The sequence below is a fragment of the Streptomyces vulcanius genome (assembly GCF_042653945.1).
Taxonomy (GTDB): Bacteria; Actinomycetota; Actinomycetes; order Streptomycetales; family Streptomycetaceae; genus Streptomyces; species Streptomyces mangrovi.
This window is the reverse complement of record NZ_JBHSFK010000046.1, coordinates 45,796-67,950: the sequence shown is the minus strand read 5'-3', so window position 1 is coordinate 67,950 and position 22,155 is coordinate 45,796. Positions and strand designations below refer to the sequence as shown.

The 22,155-nt window shown below is 69.3% G+C and carries 17 protein-coding genes and 2 pseudogenes; 8 read left to right on the top strand and 11 right to left on the bottom strand.

Annotated features, from left to right (window positions below):
- Positions 1-285 precede the first annotated feature (285 nt).
- Positions 286-543, bottom strand: coding sequence for a hypothetical protein (locus ACFPIH_RS46000; RefSeq protein WP_381185021.1), 258 nt, complete (start codon positions 541-543; stop codon positions 286-288).
- An 87-nt stretch (positions 544-630) separates the two neighbouring features.
- Between ACFPIH_RS46000 and ACFPIH_RS45995 the strand changes: the two are divergent.
- Positions 631-1,887: pseudogene (locus ACFPIH_RS45995) on the top strand (PHP domain-containing protein); the annotation flags it as partial.
- Between the two features lie 357 nt (positions 1,888-2,244).
- On the opposite strand, the gene ACFPIH_RS45990 reads toward ACFPIH_RS45995, so the two are convergent.
- From ACFPIH_RS45990 to ACFPIH_RS45950, 9 genes and pseudogenes are all read right to left on the bottom strand, one after another.
- Positions 2,245-2,724: a hypothetical protein gene (locus ACFPIH_RS45990; RefSeq protein ID WP_381185018.1), complete on the bottom strand. Its 480-nt coding sequence runs from the start codon at positions 2,722-2,724 to the stop codon at positions 2,245-2,247.
- Between the two features lie 103 nt (positions 2,725-2,827).
- Positions 2,828-6,208 carry a hypothetical protein gene (locus tag ACFPIH_RS45985; RefSeq protein ID WP_381185016.1) on the bottom strand — a complete coding sequence of 1,127 codons (3,381 nt, stop codon included), beginning with the start codon at positions 6,206-6,208 and terminating at the stop codon, positions 2,828-2,830.
- A 44-nt stretch (positions 6,209-6,252) separates the two neighbouring features.
- Positions 6,253-8,430, bottom strand: a complete 2,178-nt coding sequence (locus ACFPIH_RS45980) for a hypothetical protein (protein WP_381185013.1) — start codon at positions 8,428-8,430, stop codon at positions 6,253-6,255.
- Positions 8,431-8,602: 172 nt separating this feature from the next.
- Positions 8,603-9,502, bottom strand: a complete 900-nt coding sequence (locus ACFPIH_RS45975) for a hypothetical protein (protein ID WP_381185010.1) — start codon at positions 9,500-9,502, stop codon at positions 8,603-8,605.
- A gap of 3 nt (positions 9,503-9,505) precedes the next feature.
- Positions 9,506-10,507: a zinc-ribbon domain-containing protein gene (locus tag ACFPIH_RS45970; protein WP_381185093.1), complete on the bottom strand. Its 1,002-nt coding sequence runs from the start codon at positions 10,505-10,507 to the stop codon at positions 9,506-9,508.
- 27 nt (positions 10,508-10,534) lie between these two features.
- A pseudogene (locus tag ACFPIH_RS45965) lies at positions 10,535-10,750 on the bottom strand (zinc-ribbon domain-containing protein); the annotation flags it as partial.
- Between the two features lie 207 nt (positions 10,751-10,957).
- Positions 10,958-11,170 carry a hypothetical protein gene (locus tag ACFPIH_RS45960; RefSeq protein ID WP_381185007.1) on the bottom strand — a complete coding sequence of 71 codons (213 nt, stop codon included), beginning with the start codon at positions 11,168-11,170 and terminating at the stop codon, positions 10,958-10,960.
- A 247-nt stretch (positions 11,171-11,417) separates the two neighbouring features.
- Positions 11,418-12,203: a hypothetical protein gene (locus tag ACFPIH_RS45955; RefSeq protein ID WP_381185004.1), complete on the bottom strand. Its 786-nt coding sequence runs from the start codon at positions 12,201-12,203 to the stop codon at positions 11,418-11,420.
- Between the two features lie 258 nt (positions 12,204-12,461).
- Positions 12,462-12,833 carry a hypothetical protein gene (locus tag ACFPIH_RS45950; RefSeq protein WP_381185001.1) on the bottom strand — a complete coding sequence of 124 codons (372 nt, stop codon included), beginning with the start codon at positions 12,831-12,833 and terminating at the stop codon, positions 12,462-12,464.
- 374 nt (positions 12,834-13,207) lie between these two features.
- Between ACFPIH_RS45950 and ACFPIH_RS45945 the strand changes: the two genes are divergently transcribed.
- Together ACFPIH_RS45945 and hisD are read left to right on the top strand one after the other, a co-directional pair.
- Positions 13,208-13,975, top strand: coding sequence for an SDR family oxidoreductase (locus tag ACFPIH_RS45945; protein WP_385878900.1), 768 nt, complete (start codon positions 13,208-13,210; stop codon positions 13,973-13,975).
- Between the two features lie 141 nt (positions 13,976-14,116).
- Complete coding sequence (gene hisD / locus ACFPIH_RS45940) at positions 14,117-15,466, top strand: histidinol dehydrogenase (protein WP_381184996.1); 1,350 nt, start codon at positions 14,117-14,119, stop codon at positions 15,464-15,466.
- Between the two features lie 52 nt (positions 15,467-15,518).
- On the opposite strand, the gene ACFPIH_RS45935 is transcribed toward hisD, so the two are convergent.
- The gene (locus ACFPIH_RS45935; RefSeq protein ID WP_381184993.1) at positions 15,519-16,856 is read right to left on the bottom strand and encodes a transcriptional regulator; all 1,338 of its coding nucleotides are present in this window, start codon (positions 16,854-16,856) and stop codon (positions 15,519-15,521) included.
- A 219-nt stretch (positions 16,857-17,075) separates the two neighbouring features.
- Here ACFPIH_RS45935 and ACFPIH_RS45930 point away from each other — a divergent pair, with 219 nt between their 5' ends.
- From ACFPIH_RS45930 to ACFPIH_RS45910, 5 genes are read left to right on the top strand one after another with little or no spacing between them, the layout of a single operon-like run.
- Positions 17,076-17,894, top strand: coding sequence for a class I SAM-dependent DNA methyltransferase (locus ACFPIH_RS45930; protein WP_381184990.1), 819 nt, complete (start codon positions 17,076-17,078; stop codon positions 17,892-17,894).
- Positions 17,894-19,033 carry a pyridoxal phosphate-dependent aminotransferase gene (locus tag ACFPIH_RS45925; RefSeq protein ID WP_381184987.1) on the top strand — a complete coding sequence of 380 codons (1,140 nt, stop codon included), beginning with the start codon at positions 17,894-17,896 and terminating at the stop codon, positions 19,031-19,033. Before ACFPIH_RS45930 ends, ACFPIH_RS45925 begins: the two co-directional genes overlap by 1 nt.
- Positions 19,030-20,736 (top strand): thiamine pyrophosphate-binding protein, encoded by a 1,707-nt coding sequence (locus ACFPIH_RS45920; RefSeq protein ID WP_381184984.1) that lies wholly within the window; start codon positions 19,030-19,032, stop codon positions 20,734-20,736. Before ACFPIH_RS45925 ends, ACFPIH_RS45920 begins: the two co-directional genes overlap by 4 nt.
- Positions 20,733-21,137: a cupin domain-containing protein gene (locus tag ACFPIH_RS45915; protein ID WP_381184981.1), complete on the top strand. Its 405-nt coding sequence runs from the start codon at positions 20,733-20,735 to the stop codon at positions 21,135-21,137. Before ACFPIH_RS45920 ends, ACFPIH_RS45915 begins: the two co-directional genes overlap by 4 nt.
- Positions 21,137-22,153, top strand: a complete 1,017-nt coding sequence (locus tag ACFPIH_RS45910) for a sugar phosphate nucleotidyltransferase (RefSeq protein WP_381184978.1) — start codon at positions 21,137-21,139, stop codon at positions 22,151-22,153. The genes ACFPIH_RS45915 and ACFPIH_RS45910 overlap by 1 nt, the downstream gene beginning before the upstream one ends.
- The last annotated feature ends 2 nt before the right edge of the window (positions 22,154-22,155 follow it).

The following is a 22,155-nucleotide window of genomic DNA, read 5'->3' as shown; positions in this document are numbered from 1 at the left end:
CTGTCGAGGTGCTGGGGGTCGGCACCCACCCGCAGGCTGTCGCCCACGGTGACGGACCTGTCGTACTCCGCGTTGTAGGCGAGCATCTTTCGCCTAGTGGTGACCTGTACAAGCTCCGGCAGCACCTGGTCCCACGTTGGCGCGTCCGCGACGATCACGTCACTGATCTTATGAACGGCGCGGGCAACCTCGGTCACCGGGATCTGAGGATTGACCAGCGTTTCCAGCAGAACTTCGCCAGAAACGGCGTCCACGACCGCGATCTCCATCACTCGCCCCCACAGGTCATGCGTCTCGGGAGTCCAGCACGCAGGCCACCCCGGGCTTCAGCATCCGCCGTGCCCAGTGGATGGCCTTGCCCTGCGTGCTGAGCAGTTGGATGCCGTCAGCGAAGCGGGACGCGACCGGGTTGCCGACGGGCAGCGTGGTGACGTCGTCCCTACGGCACCGGCAGGCCGGCCCTGCGCGGTCGCCGGAGGAGTCCGGTGCGCAGCCCCGAGGTGGGTGGCGCTCATCCGCCCCACTCGTGACCTGTGATCTCACGCGCTACGATGTTCGAACAGATATTCGAACTGGAGGAGCGGTGCACCACACAGCGGGCCGAAGGGGGCAGGAGATGGGGGGCACGCCATGGGCGGTTTTACCCACCTCAACGCCGCCTCCGGGTTTTCCACCCGCTTCGGCGCCGCCCACCCCGAGCAGCTCGTCCAGCGCGCCGCCGAACGCGGCATGACCACGCTGGCCCTGACCGACCGCGACGCCGTCACCGGCGCCGTACGGTTCGCCCAGGCCGCACTCGAACACGGCATCCGGCCGATCTTCGGCATCAACCTGGCTGTCGCCCCGCTCGCCTCCGCCCCGGCCCAGCGTCTGCGCACCCCGGTCCGTGGCGGTGCCCACGTGTACGAGCCGCCCTACCGGGTCGTCCTGCTCGCCCAGTCCGCCGTCGGCTGGGCCCGACTGTGCCGGCTGACCTCCGCCGCCCACGCCCACGGCGACGGCCTGCCCGTCCTGGCCTGGGGCGACCTGCACCAGGACGCGGGGGAGGGGCTGACCGTACTGCTCGGCCCCGCCTCCGAGCCCATCCGCGCCCTGGCCGCGGGCCGACCCGATCTCGCCGAACATCTCCTCGCTCCGTGGCGGCAGCTGCCCGGCATCCAGCTGCGTCTGGAAGCCTGCTGGCTCGGCCTCGTCGGCACCGGCCCCGGCTCACTGCGCCTGGCCGCCCGCACCCTCACCCTCGCCGACCAACTGGGCATCCCCGCCGTGCTGACCAACGCCGTCCGCTACGCCGATGCCGACCAGCACCGCCTCGCCGACGTCCTGGACGCCGCCCGCCTGCTGCGCCCCATCGACCGCCGCCACCTCGACTCCGGAGAACGCTGGCTGAAGAACCCGGCCGCCATGGGCGAGATCGGCCGCCGGATCGCCGCGGCCGCCAGCTGCGGCGACGGCCGCGCGGCCCGGCTGCTGCGCGAGCGCGCCGAGGCCGGCCTCATCCGCCGCGGCCTCGGTCGCGACCCCCGCGCCCGCCAACGTCTCGACGAAGAGCTCGAGGTCATTCGCACGCTCAAGTACAACACGTACTTCCTCACCGTCGCCCAGGTCGTCGCCGACGTCCGCGAGCTCGGGATCCGGGTTGCCGCCCGCGGCTCCGGCGCCGGCAGCATGGTCAACCACACGCTCGGCATCGCCACGGCCAATCCGCTGGACTTCCACTTGCTCTTCGAGCGGTTCCTCTCGGTACGCCGCGCGAGTCTCCCGGACATCGACATCGACGTGGAGTCCGCCCCCTGGCTCCAGATCATCGCCGACGTCCGCACCCACTGCATCGGCGCCGAGCGCCGGGCCGGGTCCGGCACCTACTCCCGCCCCAAGGAACGCCACCCGGACGTGCTCGCCCGCTCCCCGTTTTCCCACATCGACACCCCGCGCTGGAACCGCACCGTCACCCGCACCCTGGACGAGGTCGTCGGCCTGCAGTTCTCCTACAGCTACTCCAGCCCAGCCCGACTCGGCGACCACAAGGACGCCTTCGAACGCGACCTGCGCCAGGCGCTCAGCGAGTTCAACCCCGACGGCGTCTTCGACGAAGTCGTACGCACCGAAGCCATCATCGCCATCCGCCCCTGACGACCCGCGCGTTGCCGCCTGGCTGACATCCTCGTTATGCGGCCAGGCAGCAGTGGGGCCTTGAGACACTCCCGGGCCGGAACAGGTTGACAGACCGCATAGCCCCGTCACCTACCCCTGGAGCTGCTGCGCCCGGTACTCCTCAATCGTTTCAGGCGGCCGGCCGTACTTCGGCGCGTGCTGCTCGACGAAATCCAGCTCAGCCCACGCTGTCGGCTGCCGGATCCTCGACCGGGCCACCACGACGAACACCGTGGCACTGATGGCGATGTTGAGCAGACACCACCCAGCCAGCAACGCCGTCAGCACCACAGGAAGACCGTCCTCGATCGCCATGGTGACCAGAACGACCAAGCCTGCGCTGTTGACCAAGAGGCTGGCCACGTACCTCTCGAACGTGCCGGACAGGCGCGCCAGAGTCCGCGGCTCGTCGCGATGCCGCACAGCGCGCATCATCTCGCCGACAAACACCCAGGTGGCCACGGCTGCCGCAGTGCTCAATGCCAGGTCGCGGATCCCGGTGATCCACCATCGCGCCGAGCGACACCAGCCGCGCGGGAACTCACCGCGAAGCCTCGATCCGAGCCTCATGCTCTTCCCTTTCTCCTCCTGCCGCGCAAAAGACGACGCACCCGGTGAGGACGACCATCGCGATCATCCTCACCGGGTGCGTCAGCCCTCCACGCTCGCCCGATCAGTCCTGCGGCTTCTCGCGCCGGCGCCGGCGAAGACCACCGGCCGGCCGCTGCTGCGGCTCCGGAGTTTCCACGCTCTGAGGGGCCGGATCGGCAACCCGGCGCGGACGGGGACGAGGGTGCGGAACTGGAGTCTGCCGCGGCGAAGGAGCCGGTGCAGGGGCCGACGTCCGCGGAGTCTGAGCCCGCGGGGCGGGCGTCTGGTGCGGCGTCGGCGTCGACGCCTGGATCGAACCCGGCTGACGCGCTGCCTGCGTCCGAGCCGGAGTCCGCGCACCAGGCGCAGCCGGAGTCTGACCCGAAACCGGAGCGGCCACGGGACGAGGAGCCGACGTTCCGGCGCCCAGCTGCCTCGGAGCCGGGGTGCCCTGAGCGGAGTGCGTAGGACGCGTGCTCGGCGAGGCCGGCTGCTCGGAAGCAGGGGCAGGCACAAGACCAGGAGTAGCTCCGCCGCTGAAGCGCTGCGGTGCAGCCTGCTGGTTGCTGCCCTGCTTGCTCTGCGCACCCTGGGCACCCATGCCGAACTGTGCCGGGCCCGTCTGACCGGCGACGGCCTTACGGCCTACGCCGGTCGGAACAGAACGAGCACTGTCAGCGCTGCTCTGCCCCTGAGCACCACCGCGAGAGCTCGACGGCTCCGTGGACGAGGCCAGAACCTCGCCGGGGATGACCTTGTTGCCGTCCGAGGTGTACCCGAGATTCGACAGGCCGCCCTGGGTGCTCAGATTCTGTGCCGTCTGCTTGTCCGAGTGCGAGCTGCCCGCTCCGCCACTGGTCAGCTGCAGGGGACCGCCCTTGTCGTCGGGGCTGTCACCCTGGCCGGACGCGCCCAGGGCACCAGCAGGACCGCTGCCGCCCGGCAGAGGTTTGGCGTTGTCACCGCCGCCGCCACCGGAGCCACCGCTACCAGGACCACCGTCCAGTGCCGGGCTGTTCGGATCGCCCGGACCACCCTCGCCGCCGCCCATCAGGGCCAGCGCCTGCTTGCCCGGGGTCAGCGCCGTGGCGTCGCCGTTCGTGCCGCCGGCGTTCGTCGACGCCGTCTTGCCCGCGGGCTTGCCCCTGCTCGGAGACGCCGGGCCGCTGGTCTTGCTGTTGAACCCGCCTGCGAGCTTGTTGCCCATGGCCATACCCGCGCCGGCCCCTGCACCTGCGGCCAGAGCAGGCATCAGCCCACCCTTGTCCGGCTTCGGCGCGGTGTTGGTCTCCAGGAACTTGTCCACGAGCTTGGTGACCACCTCGTCCATCGCCTGCAGCACCGTCTTGCGGACCCGCAGCAGAGCGAAGGTGATGCCCATGATCAGCTGCGACGAGATGAGCGTCAGGATCACCACGATGGTCCCGCCGAGCGCAGCGCTGCCCCACAGGCCGCCCGGGCTCATGAAGCTCGACACGGGCCCAGCCATGATGTCCGGGACCGAGATCAGGAACTCCGAGACGAACTGGTAGATGAACAGCGTGACGAGGACCTCCAGGATCAGCGCCATGGAGTAGACGATCACCTTGGCGATCGCGGCCATCGCGCCCAATGTCGCGAACGGCACGGCCGCTGCGAGGCCGAAAATCCGCTTGACCGAGCCGACCAGCATGCCGATGGCGTACCAGAAGCCGAGCAGGACGATGGAACCCAGGACCGTGGCTGCGTTTGACCAGTACATGAACTTCGCCGGCCCCGTGCCCACCTGGCTGACGGCCATGTGGTTCTCGCGGGTGAAGCCGGACGTGGCGTTGTTCGAGCTGTACATGTTCAGCGAACTGGGGCTGAACCCGGTGTTGAGGTAGTTGTACGCCGCCAGAGGAGACAGGTTGCACGAGGAGGGCGTCTTGCCCACAGTAAAGCCACAGCCGCCCTTCGTCCCCGTCGTCGTGAAGACCGTCGAGTCCTTGCCGGGACGAGAGGAGGTCAGGCCCGTGCCGTCGGTCGAGATCACCGGGTGATCGACCGGCTTCGGCCCCTTCTCCTCACCGAACTCCTCCACGTCGCCGTAGCTGTTCTTGTCGACGAACCAGCTTTTCTTCACGTCCGCGCTCTCGTCCAGCTGCGTGATCGAGCTCTTGATCCCCGACTCGAAGTCGGAGGCTGCGATCTCGTTGCTGGCGATGTACTTGCCGATGATCCCGAAGGTCGAGAACACCGCCTTGAAGTCGTCCGACGCGCCGGTGCCGACGGAGACCGTGCCGTCCTTCCAGGCCGACTCGGCGTCGTTGGCCTTCGTGCCGATGCTGATGCCGTTGAACGTCGCTCCGTGGGACTGCTTGTTGATCGCCAGCGCGCTCGTGCGCACCGACATCATCGCGTCAGAGCTGGCCTGGTCGCCGTTCCAGGAGACAGTGGCCTGGTCCGGGATTCCGAGGCGGTCGTTCATCATCCACGCCTCGAAGTCGACGTAGGTGCTCAGTACGACGCGCGTCGGACCGGCATGCTGGCCGAGAACCGAGTTGTCGAACTTGTCGAGCACGCTGGTGTACATCGAACCGATGAGCGGCAGGCCCACGCCGATGAAGACGACGCGCACGATGAGCTTCTTGATCGCCGAGCCGCGGTCCATCTTCTTGAACATGACCAGGCCGATGAGCAGGAAGCCGATGAAGATCGGCACGAGCGCCTGCCACGAGATGTCGACGAGCAGGCCGTACCAGCCGCTGATCCAGTGCTGGAGGCCCGAGAGCGCGCCGCCTGTGGTGTCACCTCCCGTCATCCCGTCGGCGAAGGTCGGATTGACCGCCCTGACCGCCTGGTAGAACCACATGAAGGGGTTGATGAGTTTCAGGAACTGGAGGATGACGTAGAACAGCGTGCCGACCGCCAGCGCCAGGGCGTAGAGGACCCAGATGACGGAGCCTCCGATCACGCTCACGATCTGGCCGCCGATGCCCGAGGACATCGTGTCCAGGCCGAGGTCAGCGTTCGCCGCCCCGAAGTGCGCGTAGTCGAGCATGCCCGAGTACTTCGCGTCGCCTTTGTCATCTTTCGCTGCCAGGGTCTCGTACGTGACGGTCTGTGAGGACCCCGATACCTCGGCGAAGAACCAGCCCACGATGTTGCCCAGGCTGAAATCCGGGTCGGCGTAGCCGAGCATGGAACCGCCCGACGCAGGACTGCCCGTGACCGGCTTCCAGTTCTCGTGCATGCCCTTGTCGTTCGACGGCGAGTTCTTCTCGCTGAAGTACGAGCTCGCATTCGAAGCCAGCTGGTAGAGGCTGTAGTTGTCCCGCTCCTTCTGGTCGTCCGCGGACGCCGGCGAAGAGGTCGCCATCATGAGGACCGGCACGAACAGCGCGGCCAGGAGCACGAGGGCGAGCCTGCCCTGGCGGGCTCCGTCACCGCCGGGGCCGGCCCAGGCACGCATCCGCGCCACCGCCGTGATCGTCCCGTTCATCGTCTCTCCCCTGCTCCTCGCCTTCGTATCAGTGCTGATCCCGCTCATGCCTTGACCAGCCTCTTCGGCTTTGGCTTCCTCGCTGGCTGCCTTGAGCCGTCCTCGGGCTGCTGCAGGCTCTTCTTGCCGTCGCGGCGCTTGCCCCCGTCGCTCTGGCCCGCGTCAGGCTCACCGTCGCCGCCCTCGCTGTGCTTCCGGATGCTGGTGAGGTTCGCGCCCGGTGCCGGCTTGTCGTGCATGATCGCGTCCATCCGCGCCGCCTCTTCGGCCCTGGCCGCCTCCAAGCGGACCTGCCTGCGCTGGGCCTGGCGGTAGGGGTTGATCCCCAGGGCCAGGTCCAGGTGGAAGACCACGTTGGAGACGCCCCGGCGCAGATACGTGAGGTTCTCGCCCTTGGTCGTGATGAGCTGGGCGAGATCCGGCGGAATCCGCTGGTGCAGCTGCTTCTGGTACTCCGCCACCGTGCCGTCGCGCATCGGGCCGAAGAGCGTGTAGTCCGCGGCGTCGAACTTGTTGAAGTCGCTGTCGGCCAGCATCGTGTCGACGTCGTTGTAGCTGTAGACCACCCGGCCGCCGCGCTCGTACATATGGTCGAACTGGTCCTTGATGTACTTCTTCACCCGGTCGTCGATGTGCTCGGTGCCGTGGATGATCAACGTGTCGCCGAGCCCCAGCTTGCCGACGGCGAAGCCGACGATGTTCACCAGCTGCGCCATCGCCACGCCCTTGCCGCGGCGCATGAGCCGCGAGAAGTCGTAGACCACGCGCCGCGAATCCCGGACCCCGTCCACGGCCGAGGCCGTGTGGTTGTTGAACAGGTCGCCGTTGGTGCTCAGCATCGCGTTGGCGATGCCCCTGAGCACGTTGTAGGCGCGCAGCTGGTCCGGGTCCGTCTTGCTGGAGTTCAGCAGCGCCTTGTGCGCGGTTGCCAAGTAGGAGACGAACATCTGAAGACGCGGCACCTGGGTGTGCGGGATGTTCACCACGCGCAGGCGGTGACGATGCTCCTTGGCATTGTGCCGCCACATGCCCTGCTCGACGTAGAAGTCGGTCGCGGTGTCTTCGAGGGCGCTGCGGATGATCGAGCCGATCGCTCCGTCGCTGGTCTCGTAGAGCTGCTCGAACATCAGCTTGAGCTTCTCCATCTGGGCGGAGAAGACCGTCAGCTCGTCCTCCTCCTCGCCGAACATCTCGAACATGTTCACGTCGCCCTGATTCAGGTCCACGCGCGAGGTGAGCCGCTCGAACTTCGGGCCGAGCTTGTCGAGGTTCGCTCCGTCGAGGATGAGGTGGACGACCTGGCCGTTGTTGAGCAGCGCCGCCTGAGAGATCTTCGAGCACCACATGTTGGCCACCCGCTGACGGTCCAGGTACTCGCTGAGCGTGGCGTCGGCGACGATCGCGTGGTGGTCGTAGGCGTTGACGTCCATGAGCACGGCGCTGTTGTTGACGTCGCCGACCATATAGCCGACGTACTCGCCGCCCTTGTCGTTCAGGCCGTTGGTCACCAGCGAGTACGAGCCGGCCAGCTCGGTCGAGGTGAAGTGGAAGCCCTTGCCCTTCTTCTTCTCGTTGTTCTTCCACAGGCCCGAGAGCTCCTGGCGCTGCTCGCCGGCGTAGGGCGCAGCCTTCAGCGTGCCGAATCGGTCGATGTACAGACGCGTGACCCGGTCGATCGTGTCGTCCAGGGTCGCCAGATCGGGGGCCTTGAGGAAGAGCCGGTTGTGCACCGAGAGGTAGCTCGCACCGTCCTGGATCTCGCCGATCGTGATCCCGAGGTCACCGGAGATCTTCGCGGCCTTGCGCTTGGAGGAGGTCGTGCCCGTTTCCTCCTGCTCGTTCGCATCCAGCCGGTCCAGCTTCTCCGACTGCTTGGTGTACGAGTCGATCCACTTCTCATCCATCCGCTTGACCTGCTCAAGCACGACGGCGGTGACCCGCTCGTCCAGGCCGTCCGGGATCCGGTCGATACCCCAGAAGGCGGCCAAGTTCTCGTGCGCGGCGTCGTCGTGGAAGTACGCCAGGATGCAGGCGACCGAGCCGTCGACCTCGAAGTAGTCGGAGCGGAAGAGGTACTTCTCCTTCGGCTTCAGCGCGAGCAGATGAGGGTAGGCGTCGAACGTGCCCTGGAGGTGCTTCACCTCCCGGCGGCGCTGCCACCAGTTCTTCTTCGGCTCGGCGGCCGCATCGGCTGCGCCGTCCGCCGGCGCAGCGTCCTGCACGCCCTCAGCCTGAGCAGCACCGTCCGCGCGCGGATCATCGACCACAAGCTCCGCGGTCTCATTCGTCTCGTCAAGCTTCTTTCCCGGAATGCCGAGCTGTGCCCGGACTTTCGTCATCAGCGCCATGGTGTCCTTCGTTCGTTCCTCGTCGTGGTGGCCGGCCTGGCGCTGGTCAGTTCAGCGACGCCTTGAGATCGAGCAGTTCGTCGTCGATGCCCTGGTAGAAGATCCGGAGCATCGGCAGGGCCTCCTCGCGGTCGAGCATCGTGGCTTCCTTGATCATCAGAGTCGAGCCGCCGGCCTCGGCCTGGAGGACCTGGTGCCCCTTGCGCAGTGCGTCGGCGTTCTTGCCCTTGAGCAGCAGGTACTGGTGGATCGAGGTGAACTTCCCGCCCACGTGCTGCGTGAGAATGTCGTATTGCTCGTTCTGCAGCTCGATCAGATCGGGATCGCGGACCTGCAGGGCCTGGTTGCGCCGTTCCAGGTTCGCCACCTGGTGGTAGATCCGCTGCGGCTCCTTCGTCGTGATGAAGCTGTGCTCGCAGGCCGTCTCGACCTTGCGCCAGAAGGAGTCGACCCGATCGAGGATCCCGACCCGGTCCTCGTCGAAGAGCAGGTAGCTGGCCGAGCCGACGACCAGGTAGACCCGACCTTCGCCGCCGTCGGAGAAGCGGATCAGCCCGTCCTCGTCGATCCCGTCGATGCCGACGATCGAGTAGAAGTCCGTGGGGTTCGAGCTACGACGGGTGAAGACGTGGCGGGCCTTCCGGGGCAGATACGCCAGGAAGGCAGGCACCCGCATGATGCGCAGCTCCTTCGTCTTCATCAGCCCGCCGAAGTAGGCGATCGCCGACAGTCCCCAGAGGACGAAGAACGTGATGGCCACCGGTCCCGAGCTCGCCACGAACGTCGACGTGCTGAACCACAGCAGGGCGAGGATGCCGCCGCCGAAGAAGAGCAGCTGCTTGATCGGGGAGGGCTTGGCCGCCCAACCTCCCTTGCTCAGCGTGATCTCGTGGTCGAGGAAACTTCGCGACAGCGACGAAGGCACCTTGTATGACAATTTCGCCATGAGTCATCCATTCAATCGGTTCAATAGCGATGCGAGTTCAGCGACGGCGACATCCACAGCGGCTGGCTGATAGGTCTGTACAAAAGGGATCTCGAAGTACTGGCCATGCCGAAGACCCAGCGAAGACAGCGGGTGCTCGCGAATTCTGATCACGGACCAGTCGGCGTCCAAAAGAGCCGTCGTCTTGATCCGGTCGAGATCGACCTTCCGCAAGCTCTTGTGCCAGTACCAGCCGTCGTACTCGATGACGACCCGAGCGTCTGGGAGCATCGCGTCGACCTCAGAAAATCGAGCGCGGCCCCACTTCACAGGTGTGCGCTCACCCTCCAGCAGATCGCTGAAACCGTGGTTGTCGCGCAGGCCGTTCCAGAACATCGTTTCAATGACGGAGTGCCGTCCGTGCCAACACCGTGGACACCGCGTCGCAGACCTGCGAGACGTCCGGCCTGAGACGATGCACGTCCAGCGGTGGCCTTCTGCGCATACCCACTCCGCCGAGCGACCGCTCGACACGGTCACCTCAGTCGGATCCAACTCATTACGATCGGACCACTCAGAGACCAACTCAGGCCGCAACGTGGCGAGATCGTTGAACCCGGCCAACACGCGACGACCAGAACAGATCGGGCACGCGTTCCCCTGACGAACCCGCAGATCGACCTTCATATCGTACGAATGTCCGATCGGACAAACCCACCACACGATCTTGTCGGAAGAAGGTCGGACAGCATCCGATCCGACCTCGTTCTTCTCCGCGTCCCACTCCCGGGCGATGTCCGGAAACCGGGACGCGAGGTCGTTGAAGCCAGCGAGAGTACGGCCGTTTGGCGCACAGTACGGGCAGCCAGTCTTCATCGCCGTACGCGTGTTGACCTTCGCCGTCCACAAGTGACCGGACTCGCACACCCATAGCGCCTCATACGTGCTCGCATAGCTGACTTCGTCGGCTAACCGATCGTTGTCCGAGTGCCACTGAGCTGCGACGTCCGGATGGACCTTGGTCAAGGATCGACGCTCCAGACGGCACGTCGGGCAAGATCGAGCAGTCCTGGTCGGCAGGTTGATACGCCCCTGGACACTCCGGGTCCAGCGGTGGCCCTCCGTGCACACCCAGTCGACCTTCCGGTTCGACTGCCAGGTGATCGTCGCCAGATCCAGAGTGTTAGTGTCCGCCCACTCAGTGGCCAGCTCAGGGAAACGATCGACGAGCAACGGCGATGCCGTATCAAGCTCTGCCGCAACCACCATCACTGACCACACCAGCCCTTTCGAGTCCCTATGCAAATAACCTCATACATGAGGAGTGTAGATGGCATCCTATCTTAGATGGGTCATTTGAATCGAGAATGAAAGGGGATTGAATGGTGGCGCCCGATGGCTCGGACTAGCGGGTCTGAGTCATTGGGTGTCGTCTGAGCCGCTGACAGATCAGTCGCGCCGCGGGAGCAGAGGCGCTCAGCCCATCGCTACCGCCTCGAAGCGCGGAACGTCGTCGCCCAGGTCGAGCACAGCCAGCGCATCGGCTGAGCCGTCCCGGTCGAGGATCTCCTGACGCACCGGCATCTCCTCGAACACTGCCTGCTCCGAGTGACGGAAGTGGTAGTGACCGGCGACGCACAGCGTCTCCTTGGCCGGATCGAGCACCGAGAGCACCCGCGCGGTGTGCACCTGCTGCGCCTAGCGCGTACGCCAAGTCGTCGGGGTACCAGCCACGGCCGTCGCCGAGCCGCTGCAGCAGCCCCGGGACCGCCAGACCTCGTGAGCCAGCACCATGTCGGGGCTCACTCCGGCGTTCAGGGGGCCGGCCGCCTGTTCGTCCGTGGGCAGTTCCGCCTCGCACCACGTCCGGCGGGGCACCCGCATGCATCGGTCGATGCTCGCAGGGCGCCGGTGTGGCTGGCGCCCAGCGCGGACGTCAGCGTCGGCACCTGGCTCCGGCCTGGGATCTTCCCAACTGCCCACTCCCGAGGGGCCCTCGCCGAACTGCAGGCGGCAGAAGGACAACTGAACCGTAGCCGCCCGCGAGTTCCTCGCTCAGCGGGAAGAACGCCGGGCGATCGTGGATCTTGCGGTTGAGCCAGGCCAAGTAGGGGTTGTTCTCGGCGTCCTGGACGATGCAGTCGAAGGGCAGCCAGCGGGCGTCCTTCGTGCGCAGACCGCAGGCCATGAGGATCTTCAGCAGCACCCGTCCGTCGTCGGACGGGAACTGGGCGACGGCCTCGGGCGCCTCCAGCTGCCGCATGAGGTGCTCAGGGATGAAGCGCGGCTTCAGCCCGCGCGGCTTGGGCGCGGCATCGTAGATCAGCGCGTTGCGGGCCAGGTCCGGTTGCCACTCGTATCGGTGGACGTCGCGCAGGAAGACACCGACGCAGCTGATGGCGCGCGAGCGGAAGTGCTCGCTGTGCCCTTCGGCCTGCAGGGCAGCGAACCATGTCTCGATGCGGGCCCGGTTGAGCGCCGCCGGTCCGGCATCGACGCCGTCGACGTCGGCGAAGTGACAGGCCAGGCGGGTGATGGCCTGGACGCTGGTGGTCAGGCCGGCCGGGTTGCTGCCGCGGGTCGACCGCCAGCGGGCCCAGCGCTTGGTCAGATCCCGCAGCCAGGGCTGGGGAATGCCGCCGAAGTGCAGGCGGCAGCAGTCCTCGTTGACCAGGTCGAGCAGCCGTAGATCCCAGCTGTCACGAGGGAACTGGTCGGCCATGGATCGTCGGCGATCAGCAGCCGCTGCAGCTCGAAGCGGGTGTCGTGGAACGCGGTGCACAGCTGCTTGACCGAGTAGCTCAGCATCCGCTCGCACGACGGGATGCGGCACTCGCCCCGGAAGAACACCCGGCTGTCGCGCGGCGGATAGAACTCCTCGCCCCGGAATTCCGGCCGCACGACCTACATGAGCCGCTCCAGCAGTCCGGCCGTCGGCTGGACGCGCTCCAGCGTGCTCACGCCTCTACACTCCCGTTCCTCAACAGCGGTAGAAGCCCTTCAGACAGGCCGCCGCCCCGCGTAGAGCGGCGTTCTGGTAAGGCTGCTTGCCCACCCGCCACGGAGCCCCGTACGGCATCGAAATCTTCGCCCCGACGGCCCCCATGTACCGCTTGAGGCTCCGGAAGGTCACGGTCTCGGGCGTCAGCCCCTCAGGCTCCAGCCACCGCAGATGATCGATGAGCAGGTACGCGTACGTCCTATCCGAGCCCGTGCCCGCGTACTTCGACAAGTACCAGTCGGCTCCGGAATGCAGGCTGCTCGCCGAGTCGAAGATGGTGTACGAGCAACGGCCGTCCCCGTGCCGCACCTTCTGCACCCTGAGCTGACCGAGCGCCAGTCTCTGTGCCACGTGACCTCCATGCCGACTCTGCTGACATCGCGAACATCACGACACCGGTCGGCAAACGAGGTCGTGATGTCCCCAGTCACGGCCCTTGACGGACATCACGAACAGCACTCTCGTAGGCGGGAAAACTGGACAAGGCATCCGAGATCACCAGGCAGCAGCCGCTCACCCTCACGCCGCGCCGGCTCGGATTCGGTCCGGTCCTCACCGCCCGCCCCAACTGACTGCTCTGGAGGACAGCGCCGACACTGGCGGTGCGGCACACACCGGGCATACAGCCGTCCACTGTTGTCCGCCCCGCAAGATGGGCTGAGCTTGCCCGCATGGAGAAGACGCGCACGAGCCCGGGACCGACCGGCCCGGATGAGCTGTTCTCAGTGGCTGGCAAGACCGTCGTGGTCACCGGGGGAGCGACCGGGATCGGCAGGATGATCGCGGAGGGGTTCGTGACCGCCGGAGCCCGCGTGGTGCTGGTCTCCCGGCGAGCGGAGGCATGCACGCGTGCCGCGGCCGAGCTGCGGCAGCTCGGCCACTGCGAGGCGGTGGTCGGCGATCTCGCCACGGCGGAGGGCGCCGACCGGATGACCACGGGGATCCTGGCGGTCGCGCCCGCTGTGGATGTGCTCGTCAACAACGCGGGAGCGACCTGGGTCGCTCCGTTGGAGAGTCACCCGCCTGAGGCGTTCGATGAGGTGTGGGCGGTCAATGTGAAGGGCCTGTTCCGTCTGACCGTGGACCTGCTGCCGGCGCTGCGGGCAGCGGTGGCCGCAGGCTCCGGCGACCCGGCACGGGTGATCAATATCGGGTCGATCGACGGTGGCCCGGTGGTATCGCCGGTGGAGAACTACGCGTACAGCGCCAGCAAGGCGGCGGTTCACCAGCTGACCCGTCACCTGGCGCGAGCCCTGGCCGGGGAAGGCGTGACGGTGAACGCGGTGGCGCCGGGCCTGTTCGCCACGGCGATGACGGAGCCGCTGCTGTCCGACCCCGCCCAGCGGGACCGGCTGATGTCGGCGATCCCGCTGGGCCGGATAGGGCGGGCGGAGGACATGACAGGAGTGGCGCTGTTCCTGGCCTCGCGGGCGGGCGCCTACGTGACCGGGACCGTGATCCCGGTCGACGGTGGCGAGTCCGGCTGCGGCTGAGCAGGGTGCAGAGTCACACCTGGCGAGACGACCGGGTCGCTACCCTAGTGACAACGGCAGTCGGCCGCGACCACACCTTCCGGTGAGGGCGCTCGCGGTTGGGCCTGACCCTCGGACAGACAACTGATGAGAAGCGGACGGATGACAGGGACTGTGAACATGGCGGATCTGCGGCTGGTCGAGTGGAGCACGGCGACGGCAGAGGAGCGCCATCGGATCCTGTCCCGGGGAAGCGGCCACGACGGGATCGACGAGGGTCTGCGGGCCTCAATCGCGACCATCGTGGAGGACGTCCGCAAGCGCGGAGACGCCGCGCTGGTCGACGCGCTCGGCCGGTTCGACAAGATGGACCTGCCCGCCGAGCGCCTGCGAGTGAGCGAGGAGGAGTTCGCGCAAGCGCGCGCGGCGGTGAGCGAGCCGCTGGTCGAGGCGATCCGTACCTCGATCGCGCAGGTGCGGGCATTCAACGAGCTGATCGTCGAGCGTGCGTCGTGGACGGTGGAAACGAGGCCCGGGCTGCTGGTCGGCGAGCAGGCCACGGCGATCCCCTCGGTCGGGCTGTTCGTCCCCTCCGGCAAGGGCTCCTTCCCGTCGGTGCTTATCCAGATCGCCACGCCGGCCGTGGTCGCCGGGGTGGAGCGGATCGTGGTCATGGTGCCGCCGGTGCCCGGCAGCACCGGGCAGGTGGATCCGGCGACCCTGGTCGCCGCGCAGGAGCTCGGACTGAGCGAGGTGTACCGCAGCAACGGCCCGGCCGGGATCGCCGCGCTGGCCTGCGGCACCGAGACGGTCCCCAAGGTGCGGAAGATCGTCGGCCCGGGCTCGCCCGCGGTGGCGTGCGCGCAGCTGGAGGTGCAGCGGCTGGGCTGCGTGGTGGAGGTCGGTTTCGGCCCCACCGACGCGGCGATCGTCGCCGATGACAGCGCCGACCTGCGGCTGCTGGCCGCCGACCTGATCAACGAGGCCGAGCACGGCCCGGACTCCTCCGCCGTGCTGGTCTCCACTTCCCGCACGCTGCTGGAAGGCGTCCGCCCGCACGTTGCCGAGCAGCTGGCCGAGCTGCCCGAGCCGCGCCGCACCTATGCAACGACGTCGATCGCGGCCAACGGCGGCCTGGTGCTCGCCGCAAGCCGTGAGGAGGCGATGGAGGTGGCCAACGCCTACGCGCCGGAGCACCTGCAGCTGGCCGTCGAGGAGCCGAAGGCATTGCTGCCGCTGGCGAAGTACTCGGGCACGGTGCTGCTGGGGCAGTGGACGACGTTCGCGGCCTCCAACTTCGCCATCGGCACCCCGGCGACGCTGCCGACCACCGGGTTCGCGCAGGTCTCCAGCGGCGTGACCGCCTCGACGTACCTGGTGCGAGCAGCGATCGCGCAGCTAGACGAGCCCGAGTTCCGCAGGCTGGCCCCGGTGGTGACCGAACTGGCCGGGCACGAAGGATTCCCCGCGCACGCCGCGACCGTCACCGTCCGCCAGCCGGCCGGCGACTGACCCTGTCGCACGAGGTCCCGCTCCGCGATGCCGCGGGGCGGGACCTCGGCGTTCACGCGGTGGCGGAGAGGAACTCCTCCACGTCACCGACGCCACGGTGCGCGGTGAGCTTGTCGCGCAGGTCGCTGATGCTGTCGCTGCCGCGGGCGGAGGCAGTGCCGCCCATGTGGTCCACGGCCTGGCGGCCCAGGTCTACCGCAGCATCGATCTCGCCGAGCGCGAGATGGGTCTCGGCACGACGAGTGAGATAGATGGCGGTGCCGCGGCGGTCGAGGTCCGTGTCGTAGGGGTCGTCCGCTTCTTCGGCAGCCTGGAAGTGCTCCAGGGCCCGGCGGTGCTCGCCCAGTTCGAGCGCCGTGCTCGCCGCGACCTGGTGCAGCTCACCGATGTTGACCCAGTACAGGGACGGCACGTCCTCCGCCGTCGGCGCGGCCTGCTGGTACGCGTTGAACGCGGCGTCGACCGCCTGGTGGGCGCCGTAGCGGTTGCCCGCCTTCGCGTGTGCGCGCGCGGTGCGGGCATGCAGCAGGGCGGTCACTCGGGGCGAGCCAGTGCGCCGGCTCGCGGTCGCGGTGACAGCGTCCAGGATGCCCAGGGCCCCGTTCGGGTCGCCGCGGTTGTAGCGCAGCGTCGCCCAGAAGGCGAGGACAGTGGCGCCGACCGCCCGGTCGTCGGTGTGCCCGGCCGCCCGCAGCGAGGCCAGGTAGTACTTCTCGGCAGCGGCGTCGCGGGAGGAGTCGTACGCGGTCCACCCGCAGATCCGTCCGGCCTCCGCCGCCGCCGCGTACAGCCGCCGTCCGGTGGCCTCGGTGTAGGCGGAGTCGCGGAGGGTGGAGGTGATCAGCCGGAGCTCCGAGCGGGCCGCCTCGTGGACGTCGTCCGAGCCGAGCCGGTCGTCCAGACGCCGTAAGCCCGCCAGTCTGGCGTCGAACAGGTCAGCGGTGGAGGAACCGATATGCCGCCCCGCTGTCGGGGACGCTGCCGCAGAAGGAATGTTGCCCGCCCACGTGACGGCGGCCGCCGTGGCGGCGCCGGATGAGGCGATCAGGAAGCTGCGGCGGTCCATGGGTCCTCCGGTGACGCTCTCCAGGGACTCCACCGTAGCCGCAGGTGACCACGCGGCGACAGAGCGGACGTCGTCGGCGCCCCAAAGAGGCTGGTCCGCGGTGTAGGCGGGCAGCCACCAGGGCCAGCCCAGTTCAGTCACGAGGTGGTGCGGGACGTCCAGCACCTCGGCGATCAGTTCCTGGGAGAAGGCGTCCGGCGCGCCGACGCGGCCGGTCTCCCACTTCGACACCCGGTTGCGGTCCGTGCTGTTGCGCAGGCCGCGCCGGCCGGCGGCCTGACGGATCAGCCGGGCGAGGTCCTCTTGGGACCAGTTGTGCGTCATCCGCACGTATGCCAGGGGGTGGTGGCATAAGTCCGACCACATTGCCCGGACTCCTCTCGTAGAGCGGCTCGGGTGTCGGCGCGACGCCCAGTGTTATGGCCGTATTGATCTGATTCCAGGGAGTTATCGGCCGGGCACACACCAGGCACACAGCGGGAGCGGAGCGGGCACACAGTCATCCACTTCATCCGCGCCGTGACAACGCGGACGCTGTCGGGCATGCCTGCCTCGCCCACTCCGCTCACCGCGCTCGTCCCGCCCGTCGACGCTGCCGTCACCGCGGCGGTGCGCGCCCGGCAGACCCTGGTGGCCGCCGCTCCCGGTGACCGGCTCCCGGTACCGGCCGGGTGGCCGGTCGTCGCCGCCACCGAAGCCGTGGTGCTGCGCGCCGCTCCCGGACGGGACCCGCAGGCTCTGTCCGCCGAACTGGGCCGCGGCGGCCGCACGGCGCGCTGCTACCTGGACCGCATCGTGCTGACAGCCCCCAACGGCGCCGGGTGCAGCGCGCTGGTTCCGGCCCTGTACGACGTACTCGGCGAGGCCTACGACCTGCTCGTCGACGCGGAACGGAACATCGCCGCCGCCGAATGGGCCCTTCACACGGTGGCCGAGGTCGCCGGCCGCCCGCCGCAGGCGGTGCTCGACGTCGGCTGCGGCAGCGGTCTGTCGTTGCGGGCGAGCAACCGCCCGCCCTCGCTGACCGGCTGGGACCCCAGCCCGGCGATGCGTCGACTGGCTGCCGCTGCGGGCATGCACGTCATCCCCGCGCTCACCTCCCCGCCGGGAGAAGCCTGGGACGCCGCCCTGGCCTGCTACGTCCTGCACCTGCCCGGGGCGGCCGACACCGCGGCCCACGCCGTGCGTCTGCTGCGCCCCGGCGGCGTCCTGGTGGGCAACCTCCACCGCACCGCGGACCCCGCCGCGCTGCCCGCCGCCTGCGCCCGTCACCGCATCCGCTGCCGGACGGTGTCCCGCCACCCGCTCCACGGCGACCTGATCGTCCTGTCATCCCTCCCGACCGACTCTGGAGCCGCCTGATGCCCGCTCGCACCCCCGCCCCGCCACCGCGCACTGTGCCGCCCGTCGTACGGGCCTTCCCCACCCTCACCCCCTTCGCTGCCGGGCCGCACGCCCACGATCCGCGCGGCGTGGCCCGCCTGGCGCTGTCCGAGAACCCGCACGGCGCCTCCCCGCTCGCGCTCGCGGCGGCACGGGCCGAGGTGGACTTTGCGCACTGGTACCCCCACTCCGACGGCGAGCCGCTGCGCAGCCTGCTCGCCGCCCGCTTCCGCACCGCCGCCGAGCAGGTCATCGTCGGCAACGGAGCGGACGAGATGATCCTGCTCGCCGCGCTCGCCACCGCCGGCACCGGGCGGCCCGCCGTGACTACCGAGCGCACCTTCGCCGGATATACCGCCTCCCTGGAGACCGCCGGACACACGGTCCGCCAGGTCCCCCTGCTCTCCGACGGCGGCACCGACGCGGCCGCCGTACGCCGGGCGCTCGCCGGCGCTGGGTGCGTGATGGTGTGCAACCCGCACAACCCCACCGGCACCGCCCTGAATCCAGCCGACGTCAGCGCCCTGGTGGATGCCGCGAGGAAGGCGGGTGCGGTACTCGTCCTGGACGAGGCGTACGCGGAGTTCGCCGACCCGGTCACGTTCGGCAGCGGCCTGGATCACCTGGACGGCGGCCGCGTGGTGGTGCTGCGGACCTTCTCCAAGGCGTACGGGCTGGCCGGGCTGCGGGCCGGATACGCGGTCGGCGACCGCGACGTGATCCAGGCCATGGCCACGATCCGCACCGCACTGCCGTACAACACCAACCGGGTCGCGCTCGCCGCCGCTGCCGCCGCCCTCAGCGACAGCAGGCACCTGAAGTCGGTCGTCGACGACTGCGCCGCCGCCCGCCGGGCCCTGGCCGCCGAACTCGACGCGATGGCGGTACGGGTCCTGCCCTCCCAGACCAACTTTCTCCTCGCTCACCTCGGACCGTGCGCCGGCACGGTGGTGGACCAGTTGGCCGCCGAACACCGGGTGCACATCCGGCACACGGCCGGCCTCGGCTTCCCCAACTGGGCGCGCATCAGCGTCCCCGCCGCCCGCGACGTGCCGCACCTGGCCGCCGTCCTGCGTTCCGTCCTGCCCGCTCACCGTTCCCAGGAGGCCCGCACATGACCCCCACCACCGCCAGCACGACGACGGCGACCGGCGCCGACGTCCTCGCCTGCGCACTGGCCGATGCCGGCATCGGCTGCGCCTACGGCATTCCCGGCCAGCGCATCCTTCCCTTCTTCCACGCCCTCGACCAGGCGGGCGTCCCCATCGTGCTCACCCGGCACGAACAGGGCGCCGCGTTCATGGCCGACAACCACGCCCGTATCGCCGGGCTCGGCGTCTGCCTGTCGACGTCCGGCCCCGGGGCCATCAACATGCTCGGCGGGCTTGCCGCCGCCTACATGGACAGCGTGCCCCTGCTGGCCATCACCGCCCAGGCAGCCACCGGCGAGTTCGGCCACTACGGCATCCAGGAAGGCACCGGCCTCGGCCGCACCCCCGACATCCCGGCCATGTGCCGCTCCACCGTGAAGGAGTCGTGGCAGGCCACACGCGCCGCCGAACTCGGCCCCCTGCTGGCGCAGGCGCTCGCCGTCGCCCGCTCCGGACGTCCCGGCCCGGTCCACCTCGACATCCCCTCCGACCTGTTCACCGCTCCCGTCCTGGACGCCGACGGGGCGTCGCCGCACACCGGTGCGGGGAGCGGAGCCGACGCAGTCGACGCCGCGCTGGTCGAGGCCGCGGCCGATGCCCTGCGGGGAGCCAAGAGGCCGCTGGTGCTGGCCGGCGGCGGCCTGGCCGACCCGGCCACCGCCCGCCTGCTCCTGGACGTCGCGGAGGCCGCCGACCTGCCGGTGGCCACCTCGTTCGCCGCCAAACGCTTCCTGGACGAGCACCACCAGCTCGCCCTGGGGCCGGTCGGCACCTACGGACGTGCCGCGGCCAACCACGCCCTGCACCACGAGGCCGACCTGGTGCTCGCGCTCGGCGTGGCCTTCTCCTACCTGACCACCGCCGGATGGACCGCCCGTCTGCCCGCCGACCGTCTGATCCGCGTCGACATCGACCCGCGCGAACTCGCCAACACCTACCAGGGCGGCATCGCCGTGAAGGCCACCACCCGCGCCTTCCTGACCGCCCTGCGCCCGCACGCCGAGCGGGTCGCCGGCCACGGCGCCCGCCGCGCCGACGCCCTGCGCCGACGCCACCCCGACCCGTCGGTGCCCCTCGATGCGGCGGACGGCCGACTGCACCCGGTCACCGTGTGCGAGGCGGTCAACCGGCACCTGGACGACCGTACAACGGTGCTCGCGGACGTGGGACAGAACGCCTACTGGGTGGAGCGCTACCTGCGCACCCGGGGCGACAACCGATTCCTGATCAACGCAGGGCTCGGCTCCATGGGCCACGCGGTCGCCGGAGCCGTCGGGGCCTGGCAGGCCCGCACAGCCACGGGCGGCCCCGGGGAGCGCGTGGTCGTCACCACCGGCGACGGCGGGTTCCTCATGGGTGCCCTGGAAATCTCCACCGCCGTAGCCGAGCAGGCGGCGATCACCTGGGTCGTCTTCAACAACGGCACGCTCGGCACCCAGCAGGCCTGGTTCGACCGCGAGGGCCACCGGCCCGTCGCCTGCCAGCTCCCCGACACCGACCTGGTCGCCCTCGCGAAATCCCTGGGCGCCAACGGACGCCGTGTCCGCACCCCCCAGCAGCTCGAAGACGGACTCGACTGGGCGCTGAAGCGTGCGGCGCCCACCGTGCTGGACGTGGTCATCGACCCCACCCCCGCGCCCGCCCCTTACACCCCGGAGGAACCGCGATGACCGCCAGCACTCCCCAGCCCTCGCCGGACGGCACGGGCGGCCCGGACGACATGGTGTGGCTCACCCCCACCATGAGCATGCGCACGCTGGGCGACCTGGGCACCTTGTCCATGGACTACCTGGAGATCCACCCGGGTTCGGTGCGGACACCCGTCGTCCACGACGACGGCGAGGAGATCCTCTACCTCCTCAACGGCGAGCTGGAGTTCATCCTCGGCACCGACACCTTCACCCTCAGCGCCGGACAGGCCGTCGCCGTACCGCGCGGCACCCCGCACGGCAGCACCAACCGCTCCGGCCAGACGGTGCGGATGCTGGCCGCCAACAGCCCCGCCTTCCGGCCCGAACAGGAGCGGGCGTTCGGTCAGTTGGCGCCCGCCGCGCCGGAGGGGACATCCTGATGGAGGCGTGCATCATCGCCTGCGGCCGCGGCTCCCGCCTGGACCCCTTCACCCGCGACCGGCCCAAGGCACTCATCCCCCTCGGCGAACAGACCGTCCTCACCCGGCAGCTGAACGTCCTACGGCAGTGGGGCATCGACCGCGTCACCCTCCTGCACCGCGACGACCACGACCCGGCCGGTGTCGCCCGGGCCCTCAGCGCCCACCGGCCGGCCGTGCGGACCGCCACGGCGCCACCGCACTGGCCCGGCGTGTACGCGTGGCTGCGCGAGGAGTACGCGGCGGCCCGCACGCCGGTGATGACACTCAACTGCGACCTGATCCTCGATGACGGCTGGGGATCCGTCCTGGCCGAACACACCCGCACCGGCGCCACGCTCACCCTCGCGGCAGCTCCCGGACCCGGCCGGGAGGAGGGCCAGTACGGACGGCCACGCCTGCTCACCCGCACCGTTGACGGCCTGACCACCGCCACCCGCACCCCCCACCCCCGTGACCGTCAGGCGTCCGACCCGGGCGAGACACTCGCGCACCAGATCGGCGTCAGCGTCGTCTCGCCCGCAGCATGGCCGCACCTCGACGGTCTGGCGCACCGCGCGGAGGACCCATGGGCGGACGAATTCGTCCCCGCGCTCATCGGCTCCGGCCACGACGTCCGCCTCGCGGTACGAACCACCCCGTGGCGGGACACCGGCACCTGGTTCCGCGTGTGGCTGGCCCACCACGACCTGACCCGGACGGAACCGGACCAGCAGCACATCCACCCGTCGGCCCAACTCGCCCCCACCGCCCGGGTCGACGGCTGGGCCTACCTCGGTCCCGGCGCCCGGGTCGGCGCCGGGGCGGTCGTCAAGAACAGCGCCGTCCTGGCTGGAGCGCAGCTCGACGCCGGCAGCTCCCTCATCGACGGCCTCGCCCTTCCCGACGCCCGCATCCCGGCCGGAGCCCACCACCACGCCACCGTCCATCTGCCGGATGCCGCGCCGCAGCCCATGCCCCAAGCTCCCTGCACCTGACC